Genomic DNA, 15,004 nt, shown 5'->3' with positions numbered 1-15,004 from the left:
GTATTATCTTTTTAAACAGCGGTTATAAAGATATAGAGTATCTTTTTAATGAAAAGGTTGGAACGGAGTTTGTTTTTTGTTTAAAATTTATCCTATCAACATTTTTGCAGATTCTTTCCATAAATAATGTGGTAATGGTTCATTAAGTTCCCATTTTATACTCATTGGTTTTGCGCCTTCTGATTCAATAAATTTTGCTTCCCCAATAAAAACATAACCCATTGTATTCCCATTTTCATCTTTTGCTTTTTCCCTAACAAAAAGCAATATTATTTTATCTTCTTTCCGATGATTAATATAGGATAATCCTTTCCCTCTGTCAGGTCTTGCGGAATTTTGACTTTGCCAATGAAATAGCTTTTCACTTATTGCATAATCATCATACATAGTTGTTGGAGAAAAATCTTCTTCAGATTTTATTAAATTAATAAATAATACTTCTGTGTTAAGCTTTTTGTTTTCTGCAACTCCAACACCAATAGCATTTGATGATTTTTTTTGAAAGGTTGACATTTGAAAAGCAACTAATATTTGATCTCTAGTATATCTCGCATGAAGTTTTAAAGGTTGTTTATAAGGAAGTTCAATATCAATTTCTTTAAAATCTACTTTATCAATTAAAATTTCTAAAACTTCAATAATCTCCTCAACAAGTATTTGATTTTTACCTATTTGATTAATACTCTCTTCTAAGGATTCAAACCCTAGTGCTTTTTGCCAAATATCATAATGTATCATCAACAACATTATTTTTTCATTTTCTGAAAAATCAGTTACCTTAATATGGAAATCTTTTTTTGCAAGACTTAAAATGAATTCAAAATAAGTCAAAGAATTAGTTGCAAGCCATTTTTTACTTATTGCAGAATAAATTTGTTTCTCATTTACAAAGTCAAAATCATCAATAACACCAGCTCTTTGACATAATCTAGACCAACTATCTTTTTTATAAATAACTTCTAAGGGAATATTATATAAATTCATAAAGTTTTTTAATGATAAGGGTAAAGATGTTTGATGTTTATAATCAGTAATCTTTTTTATTAATTGATTAACATTAAGTGTTGTTGCATTTTTAATATTTGAAAGAATTATTTCTTTGGCTTTTTTCTCTAAAACTATTGAACAACCTAACGGTAAATGTGGAAAATCATCCTCAATTTCTTTTGAAACAGATGTCGTTGTTTTGCCTATTAATGCTCTAAACTTATTCTCAAAATCATATTCTGCACGAGCATTTCCAACAAAATCTAATACTGTTAAACAATCTTTACCTTCTGATAATCTTAGACCACGCCCTAATTGTTGAAGAAAAACCGTTAAACTTTCCGTAGGTCTCAAAAACAAAACCGTATCAATTTCCTTTATATCTACACCTTCATTAAAAATATCTACTACAAATAAATAGTTAATTTTTTTATTCTTTAATTGTTCTCTTATTCTATCTCTATTATCAGAATTCTTACTAGTTAAAAATTCTGCTTTTAAGCCAAATAAATTAAATTTTTCAGCCATGAATTCTGCATGTTCAATAGTAACACAAAATCCAATTGCTGTAACTTCATTAATATCGTTTACATATTTTTTGAGATTTGTAATAATTTCATTTACACGCCTATCATTCGCGGTATACAAACTTGTTAATTCAGAAGAAACATACTTTCCTTTTTCCCATTTAACATTGGTTAAATCTATACTATCCGTAACACCAAAATATTGAAAAGGACATAATAATTTCTTATTTAATGCTTCGGGCAATCTTATTTCAGCTGCTATACGATTATTAAAATCTTTTAAAATATCTGCCCCGTCCATTCTTTCTGGTGTAGCTGTTAAACCAAGTAATATTTTGGGTTTAAAATATTCTAAAATAGGCCTATAAGTCTTAGCTTCAATATGATGAACTTCATCAACAATAATAAAATCAAAATAATCTGGTGATAAATTAATACTTTTTAATCTATTATTTAGTGTTAGAACAGAAGCAAATAAGTGTTCATTACTATTGGGTTCTATGCCATCAAACCATAACTCTCCAAAATTATTATCTTTTAATATACCTTGAAATGTATCAATTGATTGTTTTAAAATTTCTCTTCTATGAGCAACGAAAAGTAATTTTGAAGATTGATTTTTAACTTTAAATCTTTTATAATCAAAAGCAGAAATAACTGTTTTACCTGTTCCTGTTGCTGCAACAACTAAATTCTTATATCTGTTATGAATCGTTCTTTCAACCTCAAGTTTTTCTAATACTTCTTCTTGATAATGATACGGTTTTATATCGAAGAGAAAATTATTAGAAGAATATTCTTTTGTAAACTTCCCTTTTTTTAATGCCTTAACTAATTCTTCTTGATGTTCATTTTTATCATACAATTTAAATTCTTGGTTCTCCCAATATGAATCAAATGTTTTTCTAAATCTATCAATAATATGACTTACTTCTTTACTTGTAATTTTTAAATTCCACTCTAAACCATCGGTTAAAGCAGATCTAGAAAAATTAGAAGAACCTATATATCCTGTATGAAATCCAGTATCCCTCAAAAACAAATATGCTTTTGCATGAAGCCTTTCATTATCTAAATTATATGAGATTTTAATTTCTGTATTTTTTAAAGAAGCTAGATAATCTATAGCTTTTGCGTCTGTTGCGCCAACATACGTAGTTGTAATAACTCTTAATTTTCCTCCTCTATTAGTAAACTCTTCTAATTCTTTTTGTAAAATTCTTATCCCTTTCCACTTTATAAAAGAAACTAATAAATCAATTCTATTAGAAGACAATATTTCCTTTTTTAACTCACTGTCTAAAGAAATTCCGGTGTTACCACCAGTAAATAATTCACTATGAATCAACCTTGTATAAGGAGTAATTTCTTTTAAATGTAAATCTAAATTAGAAAAATGAGCATCTACTTTTGTAAAAACGGCTTTTAAAATTTTACCTTCAATTTCAATCAAATCATTTTCAAAATCTTCATTTCTTAATTCTTCTTTCAATAGATGAATTATTTTATTTGAGATATTAATTTGATGTTCAACTAAATCTATTTCTTTATTTTTTGGCAAACTTTCTAATGCAAATTTTATTACCTTTCCTATATGCATAGATAGTAATTCGGCCGCCTCTTCTTTATCAATTAATGTAGTTTTGATTTGAAAACTATTTTTATCTAGCTCGTCTAATTTTATGTTTATTAGTTTGGTAACTAATTGTTCATATATTCCTTGATACATAATCTGATTTTAAAAATTCATATACAATAGGTAAATCTGCTTCAGCCCACTCTAAATCTAATAATTCGGACTTATACAGCAACTTGTAATCTTTATGTTCAGCTAATTTAATCTCACCAGAAACATAGTTTGCTATAAACGGAATTAAATTAATTTTAAAATCTCCATAATCATGTACACTATTTGATAACTTTTCTAAAATTTCAATTTCAATATTAATTTCTTCAATTATTTCTCTTTTAATACAATCAATTTCACTTTCACCTACTTCTAACTTGCCTCCAGGAAACTCCCACTTTAATGGCAATTTCATTTTTTCACTTCTTTGGGTAACTAAAATTTTTCGACTCATTATTATAACTGCACAGGTAACATTAACCATTTTTATTTTTTTCTAAATTTATAAAAATATTTCACACTTAACATAATACAAAATGATTACTATGAAAAAACAAATATTACAAAAGAGCATATACATATAAACATTATTCTTTTGCACTGTCTCTAAAAAGTTAGACACTTTTTTTAGAGTAGGGGTATTTTTATGCTATCAAAAACATCTTGCCTGTTTTGAACAAAAAACACATCACTAAATCCTTGTGATAATTTTTATTTTAAAATAAAAATTATCACAAAAACTGTGGCATTTATATTTTAAAATTCATTTTGTCACACTTTTTGTGACAAAATGAAAATAAAATAGTGTTTTGTCACAAAAGCATAAAGGATATGGTTACAGTATCGCTCCAAAAAAAAATATCACAATTTTACTATTTAAAGAATAGCAAAACATTTAAAAGTATTACCTCGTTTTCCTCTTTTTTTTATTATTTTCGTGCTATGTCAAAACTACCTAACATACCCACGAGTATCTTCTCTGTGATGTCGCAATTAGCGAACGAACACGGAGCGATTAATTTATCGCAAGGATTTCCTAATTTCCCTGTCGATGAACGTTTATTACAAATTTCCGAGCGTTTGCTTCGCGAAAACATACACCAATATACACCTATGGCTGGATTGCCTTCGCTGTTGGAGAAAATTGCGGCTTTGACTGCGAAAAACTACCAACGAAAAGTGAACCCAGTTAGTGAACTTTTAATTACTGCTGGTGCCACACAAGGTATTTATACGGTGATTAACACTTTGGTGAATCAGGGTGATGAAGTGCTTATTTTAGATCCTAGTTATGATAGTTATGAACCTTCGGTTTTAGTGGCTGGTGGAAAACCCGTTCGTATTTCATTGAATGATGATTATTCTCCTAATTTTAATAGGATTGAAGCTGGAATTACAGCCAAAACAAAACTAATCATCGTTAACAATCCGCACAATCCAACAGGTAGAATTTGGACGGAAAGTGAATTTGAAGCTTTGGAAAGTTTGCTAGACAAACATCCTCAAGTTTTATTGTTGAGTGATGAGGTATATGAATACATTTCGTTTGCACATGCTCATATTTCGGCTAATTCGCGTCCGAAATTAATAGACAAGACGATTATTGCTTCTTCTTTTGGAAAGTCGTTGCATGTTACGGGTTGGAAAGTGGGCTATTTAATTGCTCCAGAAAAAATCATGAACGAGATTAAAAAAGTGCATCAGTTTCTTGTCTTTAGTGTGAATAGTTTTTCGCAACACGTCATTTCGGAATACTTGGATGTTGTTGACTTTGCTGCAGTTGCCAACATGTATGCAAGCAAACGCGATTTGTTTCAAAACCTGCTTAAAGGGAGTCGCTTTGAATTATTACCTTGTGAGGGAACCTATTTTCAAGTCGTAAATTACAAACAAATTAGCACGAAAAACGATATGGATTTTGCGAAAGAATTAATCACAACGCATGGTGTGGCTTCCATTCCTATTTCGGTGTTTTATAAAGATGCAACCGACAAACAAATGCTTCGTTTTTGTTTTGCTAAAACAGATGAAACATTAATTGCAGCAGCGGAAAAGTTGAGAAAAGTTTAGTTGTGTGTTTTTTTTGTTCTAGGTTCTAGGTTGTAGGTTGTATGTTAGTTGCGAAGTAAAGTCGTTTGCTCTCAGTGATTCTATTGAAAAGCTATTCTTTATTTACCACCAGTTCGAGTGTTTTTAAGGAAATGCGAACAGCTATTTCATTAAAAATGTATCGAGAACTTCTGTACTGAAAACAAAACTTCTCGAAAATTAATTACACCCAACGGATTATTTTACTTTCTTACCCTTAATATAAACCTCAGTAGGCAAAACATAAGGTACTTTCTCTATATCCATTGTCATTAAGTCTTCGGAGAAAATGGTAAAATCGGCCCATTTACCTATTTCCAAACTTCCTTTTTCATTTTCTTCAAAATTAGAATAGGCAGCCCAAATAGTCATTCCTTTCAAAGTTTCTTCTCTAGTTAAAGCATTTTCTATTTGGAATCCGTTTTCAGGATAATTCTTTAAATCTTTGCGAGCCACAGCCGCATAGAACGTGTACATAGGATTTACTTCTTCTATAGGAAAATCGGTTCCTAAAGCTATCAAACCCGCTTTGTCTAACATCTTTTTGTAGGCATAGGCATTTTTTATTCGTTCTTCTCCTACTCTATCTGGTGCCCAATACATATCGGAAGTAGCGTGTGTGGGTTGAACAGAAGGAATAATTCCTAAACCAAAATAATCGAAGTCTTGTTCGCGCATAATTTGTGCGTGTTCAATTTTCCATCTTCTGTTAGGTTTATCTTTTAGCACTTCTTTGTAAATCTTCAATAAAACAGTATTCGTAGAATCGCCAATTGCATGAGTATTCATTTGATATTCTGAAGCCGCAATTTGTTCTGCCATGCGTGTTATTTCTCTAATGGGAGACAGCAGTGCTCCAAATTGTTTTGGTTTGTCGGAATAGGGTTGGTGCAAACATCCACCACGAGAACCCAAGGCTCCATCGCCCATAAATTTAAAAGAGCGAACATTTAATTTATCGGTTTTATAGATGCCTAATTGCGTGTAATAATCTATATTTACTTTAGAAGCCATTACCATGGCATAAATATTAATGTCGAGTTCTCCTTTTTGTTGCAGATTGTCTATTAGCTCAATCGTTTCGCGTTCCAGACCAGCTTCATTAATTGTAGTGATACCATGTTTGAACATTTCTGCTTGAGCGTCTTTCAATGCTTGTATTTTTATGGACACGCTTGGATTGGGTATGATTGCTTTTACCAATTCCATAGCATTATCCACCAAAATACCTGTCACTTTTCCATTTTTAACTTCTATTTGTCCTCCTTCAATGGTACTTATTGTAGTTATGCCAGCTAAATCTAACGCTTTCCCATTCACTAACATGGCATGACCATCTATTCTGGTTAACACTACAGGGATATCTGGAAACAGTTCGTCTAGTTTTTCCCTTGAAGGAAAATCTTTGTTTTCCCAATCGTTTTGATCCCAACCTCTTCCTTCAATAAAGTTTAATTGTTTTTGTTCTTGAAAGGCAACTACTTTTTCTAACACTTCATCAAAACTTTTTGTTCCTTTTAGATTCACTTTTTGCAGCATCATTCCGTAACCATAAAAATGAGCATGCGCATCATAGAACCCTGGGTAAACAAATTGGTTTTCGGCATTGATTCTATTTTGCGAATTGTATTGTTTGTCTATTGCCATTGTGCTTCCGATAGCTACAATTTTACCTTCATGAATCGCCATGGACTCTACCATTTCGAATGCATTATTTACGGTGTAGATTTTAGCATTACTTAGTATTAAATCTACATTTTTTTGTTTTTGTGCTAAAACTGTAAATGAGCTTAATAAAAAAAAGAAAGCAAGTCTTGACATATTCATCTTTTAAAGTTTTTAAGACGCAAATTTAAAAGAATATATTAGCTTTCAATATACTGTGTGTTATTTTAAAGTATCTTTACTTAAATAAATGAAATTATGGCAAAAAGTCAAGACGCAAAAAAGGCAGTAAAAAAAGAACCTTTAAAGACAGCTAAAGAGAAAAAAGCTGAAAAAAGAGATAAAAAAAATTCTCCAAAGCGAGATTAATTTTTAACAATAGAAATATTTTTTTTTATTTGTTTTGAAAAAAGGATTCGATGAATAACCCTGATAGAACCGATATCCTTTTCTCCTTTTTTTGAGGAGAAAAGATAAAGGCGAAAGCAGGACTATTTTTATTTTTAGCAGATTTTTCTTGCTTCTAAAAAAAGAAAACTGTATAACTACTTCTGTAAAATAAGGAGAAAACAGACTTTAATGTATTGTTAACAAAATAGAGTTGAAAAAACGATAAATAATTGTATTTTTACCACTCAAAAATTTTTTATAGTCAAATGGGTAAAATCATAGCAATTGCCAACCAAAAAGGTGGTGTAGGAAAAACAACAACTTCAGTTAATCTTGCAGCTGCATTAGGTGTTTTAGAAAAAAAGGTACTTTTAATAGATGCCGATCCGCAAGCGAATGCTAGTTCGGGTTTAGGTATTGATATTGAAACAGTAGAATCTGGTACGTATCAAATTTTAGAACACAGTAATACTCCAGATGAGGCTACCTTGGAATGTACTGCTCCAAATGTATGGGTTATTCCTGCACATATTGACTTAGTTGCGATTGAAATTGAACTAGTGGATAAGGAAAATCGTGAATATATGCTAAAGCAAGCATTAGAATCTGTCAAAGACAAATATGATTATATCCTTATAGACTGTGCTCCTTCTTTAGGTTTGCTCACGTTAAATGCGTTAACAGCTGCTGACAGTGTGGTGATTCCTATTCAATGTGAATATTTTGCTCTTGAAGGACTTGGAAAACTTTTAAACACGATTAAAAGTGTTCAAAAAATTCACAATCCTGAATTAGATATTGAAGGATTATTATTAACCATGTATGATTCTCGCTTACGCTTATCTAACCAAGTGGTAGAGGAAGTTCAAAAACACTTCAACGATATGGTTTTTGAAACTGTGATTCAAAGAAATATCAAATTGAGTGAGGCTCCAAGTTTTGGAGAGAGTATTATTAACTATGACGCAACAAGTAAAGGAGCAACGAACTATATAAACTTAGCGGAAGAAATTATCAAGAAAAATAAGTAGAAAATGGCGAAAGCAGTGAAAAAACAAGCATTAGGAAGAGGATTATCAGCCTTATTAAAAGACCCTACAAACGATATAAAATCGGTTGAAGATAAAGGGGCGGAAAAAGTGGTTGGTAGTATTATTGAGCTTGAATTAGATGCAATTGAGATAAACCCGTTTCAGCCGAGAAGTAATTTTAACGAAGAAACACTAAAAGAATTAGCTACTTCTATTAAAGAATTAGGCGTAATTCAACCTATTACAGTTAGAAAATTAGAATTTAATAAATTCCAATTAATTTCTGGAGAGCGAAGACTTCGTGCTTCTAAATTGGCAGGCCTAGAAACCATTCCTGCCTATATTAGAATTGCTAATGATAACGAATCGTTGGTAATGGCTTTGGTTGAAAACATTCAACGCCATGATTTAGATCCTATTGAGGTGGCAATGTCTTACCAAAGATTGATTGATGAAATAAACCTAACGCAAGAGGAATTGAGTGATCGTGTGGGTAAAAAACGTTCCACAATTACAAACTACTTACGTCTTTTAAAACTTGATCCAATTATCCAAACAGGTATGCGTGATGGTTTTATTTCTATGGGACATGGTAGGGCTTTAATTTCTATTGAAGACCAAGATGTACAATCAGACATTTATCATAAAGTAGTAACGCTAAGCCTTTCTGTTAGAGAAACAGAAGCTTTGGTTAAAAAATATCAGGATAGCTTAAAACCTTCTACTGTTAAAACCAAAGACAGTAGTTTTGATATTGATGAAATTGAGAAAAAAGCTTTTACTAGTTTCTTTGGTACTAAAGTAGATGTGAAAGTTGCTACCAATGGTAAAGGAAAAATTACTATTCCTTTTCATTCTGAAGAAGATTTTAATCGTATTTTGAAATTGATTAATAATTAGTGAAAAAGTTTGTAACAATATTCTTTTTAAGCTTATTTATAAGTTTTACTGCTACTGCTCAGGAAGAAATCTCGCTTGTTGTAAAAGACACTGTTAAATCAACTATCAATCCACTAGCTCCTGCTAAGGCTGCTTTTTATTCGGCTATTTTGCCAGGTTTGGGACAGGCCTATAACAAAAAGTATTGGAAAATACCTTTGGTATATGCTGGTTTAGGTGCTGGATTGTATTACTACACTTGGAACAACACAAAATATCACGCTTTTAGAGACGAATATAAGAAAAGATTGGATGGTACTTCTAACATGGGAGATCATCCAATTTATGGTAATCTTACGAATGATGGTTTAATTCGAGGTCAAAAATTTCACCAAAGAAACAGGGACTTGTCTGCTTTAATTACAGGGGTTATTTATATTTTAAATATCATTGACGCTAATGTTGATGCTCACTTAATGCAATTTAATGTGAACGACAATTTATCTATTCGCCCTGAAATGTTTCAAAATGAAGTGGATTTTAAATTCAAAACAGGCGTTCGACTTACCTACAACTTTTAACACTTTATTAGCTAACACAATTATAAAAACACATACTAATATTAAATGAAAATTGCACTCTTAGGATACGGAAAAATGGGTAAAGTTATTGAAAAAATAGCTTTAGAAAGAGGTCATGAAATCGTATTAAAAAAAGGAAGTAACGATAGTTTTGATGGACTAGAAAATGCAGACATTGCTATTGATTTTAGCGTTCCAACTAGTGCTGTTCTAAACATATCGACTTGCTTTGAAAAAAACATTCCTGTAGTTTCTGGAACTACTGGATGGCTAGAGGAATATGACACTATCATTGCGCTTTGTGAAGAAAAAAAGGGAAGTTTTATTTATGGTTCTAATTTTAGCTTGGGTGTGAATGTATTTTTTGAACTCAATGAATATTTAGCAAAAATGATGGCTAACCTAAAACAATATAAAGTTACCATGGAAGAAATTCATCACACGCAAAAGTTAGACGCTCCAAGTGGAACGGCAATTTCTTTAGCCAATGGTATTATTAAGCATACGGATTATAAAAACTGGTCACTCGATAAAAAAGATCAAGAAAATATTTTAATTGATGCGAAACGCATTGAAAATATTCCTGGAACGCATAGTATTTTTTATGATAGCGAAGTAGATCAAATTGAAATTAAACACACAGCACACACTAGAGAAGGATTTGCTTTAGGATCTGTTGTGGCAGCAGAATGGCTTTTGGGCAAAAAAGGAGTCTTCACAATGAAAGATGTGCTCGGAATTTAGAACAAAGAAAAATTAATAAATTAGATAACAAAATTGAAGAATTGTAGAGCATGACAGCTGTCTTTTCAAAATAGACTACATTGAGTCTGTTTTCTTTACTCTATTTTCTTTATTCTTAAAAAAGAGAAATATGTCAATACAAGGTTGGTTATTATTTATAGTATTAGTTCAAGTAATTCATGGTTTAGGTACTTGGAAATTATATCTTAAAGCAGGTAGAAAATCTTGGGAAGCTTTTGTTCCAGTATATAATGCTATTGTTTTAATGAAAATCATTAACCGTCCAACTTGGTGGACGCTATTGCTTTTTATTCCTATTATCAATTTATTTCTTTTTCCAATTATTTGGATTGAGACATTGCGCACTTTTGGAAAAAAATCTACTTCGGATATGTTTCTGGGTGTTTTTACTTTAGGATTTTATATTCTATATGTAAACTATACTCAAGAAGTAACTTATTTTGAAAAACGTGACCTTAAAGCGCCTAACAAAGCAATGGATACTGTTGGGTCACTTGCTTTTGCAATAGTGGTAGCCACGTTTGTGCATACCTATTTCATTCAACCATACACCATTCCTACTTCTTCATTAGAAAAGTCGCTTTTAATTGGGGATTTCCTTTTCGTGAGTAAGTTTCATTATGGTGCAAGAACTCCAATGACAACGGTTGCTGCCCCTATGGTTCATGATACCATTCCTATTGCTCATGTAAAATCATATACTACTTTTCCACAGTTGCCTTATTTTAGACTTCCTGCATTACAAAAAATTGAGCGCAACGACATCGTGGTTTTTAACTGGCCAGCAGATACTTTATACAACATGTATAAAGATGCAGATAAACGCTATGACAAACCTATTGACAAGAAAACCAACTATGTAAAAAGATGTACCGCAATTGCAGGAGACACTTTACAAATAAAAGATGGAATTGTATTTATTAATAGTAAAGAGTCTATCTTGCCAGAAAGAGCAAAACCACAGTATTTTTATATTATTAAAACCAAAGAACCTCTTACAGATAGTTTCATTGAAGATTATAATATTACTGAAAGTAAAGGTTTTTTTGAGATTGACAACAAAATATGGGACAGACCAGAGGTTAAAGAACATTTAATAAAGAATGTTGGAATTGAAGAATTTGAAAGAGATTCAACTATTTCTATTATCACAGGAAACATTGATCAAAATATATACAATCAGTTAAAATTAAAAACTGCTAGCAATTATTTTTTCGGAAATTTAACATTCGATAAAGCTGAAAAAATGAAATCCGATTCTAGAGTGAGCACTGTAAAACGCTATGTGAAACACACTCCAGAAGATGGTGTTTTTCCTGATTTCAAAGATGGAACACCTTCACCAACTCGCAATTGGAATAGTGACAACATGGGACCAATCTACATCCCTGAGGCTGGAAAAACTGTACAATTGAACAGAGAAAATCTACCTTTTTATAAAAAAATTATTGGTGAATATGAAGGAAACACATTAACCGTTACGGGTGACGAGATCAGAATTAACGGTCAGATAGCTACTTCATATACTTTCAAGCAGAATTACTATTGGATGATGGGAGACAACCGTCACAACTCCTTAGATGCTCGTTATTTTGGTTTCACTCCAGAAGATCATATTGTTGGGAAACCTATCTTTATTTGGATGAGTATTGACGGCATTAATGACGGTATTAAAAACTGGAGAATCCGTTGGGACAGATTGTTCACTACAGTTAGCGGAACGGGGCAACCTCAATCTTATTTTAAATATTTCTTAGTGTTACTTGCTTTGTATTTTGTGGGTGAACATTTTTGGAAGAAAAAGAAGAAAGCAAAAGAAAACATATAACCTAATTTTAGGTCTAATCTTAAAGTTCAAAGTGTTAAAAACTTTGAACTTTTTTAAATATAGTAAAAAATGAATATCCTATTACACCCTACCTATTTCCCTTCAATAAGTCAATATGCTGCTATGTTGCAAGCGGAAACAATTACTTTTGAAATGGAAGATAACTTCCAAAAACAAACGAATAGGAACAGGATGTATATTTATAGTCCAAATGGTGTTCAAATGCTAAACATTCCTGTAAAACACAGCAAAACTGTACACCAAAAATACAAAGAGATAAAAATTGAAAATGCATTTGGCTGGCAAAAAAATCATTTCAAATCTCTTGAAGCTGCCTACAGAACATCTCCTTTTTTTGAGTATTTTGAAGATGATTTTATTCCTATTTTTGAAAAGAAACATACTTTCATGATGGACTTAAATTTTGAAATATTTGAAATAATCAATGACTGTTTAGGTGTGGAATTGCCTTTTTCAAAAACTGAAGAATATTTTCATGAAGCTACTAACTTTACCGATTTTAGGCATTTAGCCAATGGAAAAAAAGACACATTCATAAACGAAAGTTACACTCAAGTTTTTGATGAAAAGTTCGGATTTCTTCCTAACCTTAGTATCTTAGATTTATTATTTAATGAAGGAAGACATGCAAAGGATTATCTATTAAAGCAGAAACTATAATCTGCTTTTTTTTATTTTTTCTGTTCTTTAATTTTTAATCGGGTTATGACAGGGAAATGATCGCTCAGTTTGATTTGATTATTCGTTATGAATTCTTTAATTTCAAAAGTTTTTTCCGCAAAAACATAATCAATTCGTGCAGGATAATATTTAAAATTATAAGACTTCCCAAAGCCAATTCCCGACTCTTCGAATGCATCGTTCATTTCTCCTTTTATATTTCTATAAACATAGGAAAAAGCGCTATTATTCATGTCTCCACAAATAATTTTCGAATATGGGCAACTTAAATAATGTTCTTTAATCAACTCGGACTGTAATTGTTGCTGCTTGAATGCTTCGCTTATTCTTTTAAAGATGAATTTTGATTTGCTTTCATCTAATTTTTCATGAATATCGGTACTAATTTTTACAGATTGCAAGTGCATACTATAGACTCTTATGGTGTCTTTAAACTTAACAATATCTGCATAAATCACATTATTATTTGAATCTGGAAAATCTATTTTCCCTGTGTTGATTATCTCATATTTTGAAAAAATAGCTTGCCCGTACTTATTTTTTTTCCCTTCTAGTTCTATGTTTTTATAGGGATAATTACGCAATCTCACCTCCTCACTAGGAGTATATTCTTGCAAACACAATATATCTGGATTATAGTTTTGAATTACATCTGAAATATCGCTAGGTACTTTTTTATTGGGCAACCATTCATATTTATTAAACAATCGCACATTATAACTCATTAACGTAAAATCTTCTGGATCTGGCTCAAATTGAGCTTCAGAAAACTTATAAAATTTACTTATAAAAGTAATTCCTATTAGCAATACAAAACCCGACAAAAGTAGCTTTCGTTTTAACTGCAACAACCAAATGATAAAAAATATAAAATTCAATATCAAAAACATTGGTAACAAAAGTGTTAAAACACTTAGAAAAGGAAATAATTTGGGTGCAAGAAAAGGTAAGATATAGGCAAGAAAAGTCAACAAAGCCAAAACCTTATTTACAAAAAACAGCAATCTACTAATTAATGATTCTTTTTTCAATTATTTCCTACTTTAAATAAGAATTCCTTTTCCTCTTTAGATAAACTGTCATAGCCCGTTTTACTAATTTTATCTAAAATATCGTCAATTCTTTTCTGGTTAATTTCACTCGTTGGTTTGGTAAAAGTACTCGTTGTATTTGAATTTGTAGTGTTTTTATGCACTTTTTTAAATGGTGTCTTAGCTTTTGGTTTTGATAAGTCCTCAAAAAAATCTTGAATTTTAGATATCCCTTTTGTTAAATCGACCCCATTTTGCAACGCTTTCACAAATAAGAAACCAAACAAAGCCCCACTTAGATGCGAAATATGACCTCCAGTATTATTGATTGGAACTTGAATTAAATCTAACAATACGATTACAGCTGCTACTTGCCATAACTTTACTGTACCTATTAATGGCATGCGAAGCAACAAATAGGGTGCATAGACCGCTACAGCTACAAGAATAGCCATAATAGCCGCACTAGCACCAACCAGCATGGAATAATTCCCTAACAAATAAAAAGAAAACAAATAGATTAATCCTGCAAAAACTCCACCTAAAAGATACACACCAACGAATTGCCTTCCTGTAAAATAGCTTAAAAATAATTTACCAGAAAAATGAAGCACCATTAAGTTAAAAAACAAATGCAAAAAACCATTATGAAGAAACATATACGAAACCAATGTCCATGGTCTAAAAATTAACTGTTTCATGTCTGAAAACAGCCCTAACCATAAAGGAAACTCAAAAGATTTTTCTTGAGAAGAATAGAAAAAGAAAATTGAAAACAGATAAACCGCAATGTTTAAAAAAATAATCCTTTGAACAATACCTCCTGTTTTAAATTGCTGTTTTAAATCTTCAATAATGTTCATTTTATACTCTTTTAATTATTAATGTTCCACTACTTTATAC

The 15,004-nt window shown here is 31.1% G+C and carries 12 protein-coding genes; 7 read left to right on the top strand and 5 right to left on the bottom strand.

Translation table 11 applies throughout. The features are described 5' to 3' along the window. Positions 1-87: 87 nt before the first annotated feature. Positions 88-3,243, bottom strand: a complete 3,156-nt coding sequence (locus ACZ49Z_RS11765; protein ID WP_464304512.1) for a DUF3427 domain-containing protein — start codon at positions 3,241-3,243, stop codon at positions 88-90. Continuing rightward, positions 3,224-3,625, bottom strand: a complete 402-nt coding sequence (locus ACZ49Z_RS11760; RefSeq protein WP_464304511.1) for a (deoxy)nucleoside triphosphate pyrophosphohydrolase — start codon at positions 3,623-3,625, stop codon at positions 3,224-3,226. Before ACZ49Z_RS11760 ends, ACZ49Z_RS11765 begins: the two co-directional genes overlap by 20 nt. 458 nt (positions 3,626-4,083) lie before the next feature. On the opposite strand from ACZ49Z_RS11760, the gene ACZ49Z_RS11755 reads away from it, so the two are divergent. Next, positions 4,084-5,211 carry a methionine aminotransferase gene (locus ACZ49Z_RS11755; protein WP_464304510.1) on the top strand — a complete coding sequence of 376 codons (1,128 nt, stop codon included), beginning with the start codon at positions 4,084-4,086 and terminating at the stop codon, positions 5,209-5,211. Positions 5,212-5,427: 216 nt separating this feature from the next. Here ACZ49Z_RS11755 and ACZ49Z_RS11750 read toward each other — a convergent pair whose 3' ends face one another. Beyond that, positions 5,428-7,050, bottom strand: a complete 1,623-nt coding sequence (locus ACZ49Z_RS11750) for an amidohydrolase (protein ID WP_464304509.1) — start codon at positions 7,048-7,050, stop codon at positions 5,428-5,430. A 500-nt stretch (positions 7,051-7,550) separates the two neighbouring features. Here ACZ49Z_RS11750 and ACZ49Z_RS11745 point away from each other — a divergent pair, with 500 nt between their 5' ends. The 6 genes from ACZ49Z_RS11745 (at position 7,551) to ACZ49Z_RS11720 (ending at position 13,049) form a co-directional block, all read left to right on the top strand. Next, a complete protein-coding gene (locus ACZ49Z_RS11745; RefSeq protein ID WP_464304508.1) occupies positions 7,551-8,315 on the top strand; it encodes a ParA family protein in 765 nt (254 codons plus the stop codon). Positions 8,316-8,318: 3 nt separating this feature from the next. Next, positions 8,319-9,215 carry a ParB/RepB/Spo0J family partition protein gene (locus ACZ49Z_RS11740; RefSeq protein ID WP_464304507.1) on the top strand — a complete coding sequence of 299 codons (897 nt, stop codon included), beginning with the start codon at positions 8,319-8,321 and terminating at the stop codon, positions 9,213-9,215. After that, the gene (locus tag ACZ49Z_RS11735) at positions 9,215-9,775 is read left to right on the top strand and encodes a DUF5683 domain-containing protein (RefSeq protein ID WP_464304506.1); all 561 of its coding nucleotides are present in this window, start codon (positions 9,215-9,217) and stop codon (positions 9,773-9,775) included. The genes ACZ49Z_RS11740 and ACZ49Z_RS11735 overlap by 1 nt, the downstream gene beginning before the upstream one ends. Positions 9,776-9,820: 45 nt before the next feature. Then, positions 9,821-10,519, top strand: a complete 699-nt coding sequence (gene dapB / locus ACZ49Z_RS11730) for a 4-hydroxy-tetrahydrodipicolinate reductase (protein ID WP_464304505.1) — start codon at positions 9,821-9,823, stop codon at positions 10,517-10,519. A 130-nt stretch (positions 10,520-10,649) separates the two neighbouring features. Then, positions 10,650-12,368, top strand: coding sequence for a signal peptidase I (lepB, locus tag ACZ49Z_RS11725; protein WP_464304504.1), 1,719 nt, complete (start codon positions 10,650-10,652; stop codon positions 12,366-12,368). A gap of 69 nt (positions 12,369-12,437) precedes the next feature. After that, a complete protein-coding gene (locus ACZ49Z_RS11720) occupies positions 12,438-13,049 on the top strand; it encodes a WbqC family protein (protein ID WP_464304503.1) in 612 nt (203 codons plus the stop codon). 11 nt (positions 13,050-13,060) lie between these two features. Here the strand turns inward: ACZ49Z_RS11720 and ACZ49Z_RS11715 are convergent, their stop codons facing one another. Together ACZ49Z_RS11715 and ACZ49Z_RS11710 are read right to left on the bottom strand one after the other, a co-directional pair. Beyond that, positions 13,061-14,101, bottom strand: a complete 1,041-nt coding sequence (locus ACZ49Z_RS11715) for an endonuclease/exonuclease/phosphatase family protein (RefSeq protein WP_464304502.1) — start codon at positions 14,099-14,101, stop codon at positions 13,061-13,063. After that, the gene (locus ACZ49Z_RS11710; protein ID WP_464304501.1) at positions 14,098-14,964 is read right to left on the bottom strand and encodes a rhomboid family intramembrane serine protease; all 867 of its coding nucleotides are present in this window, start codon (positions 14,962-14,964) and stop codon (positions 14,098-14,100) included. The genes ACZ49Z_RS11715 and ACZ49Z_RS11710 overlap by 4 nt, the downstream gene beginning before the upstream one ends. Between the last annotated feature and the right edge of the window lie 40 nt (positions 14,965-15,004).

The organism is Flavobacterium sp. KY-23415 (genome assembly GCF_055384985.1).
The sequence above is the reverse complement of the archived record's forward strand: the minus strand, read 5'-3'. Positions and strand labels throughout refer to the sequence as shown.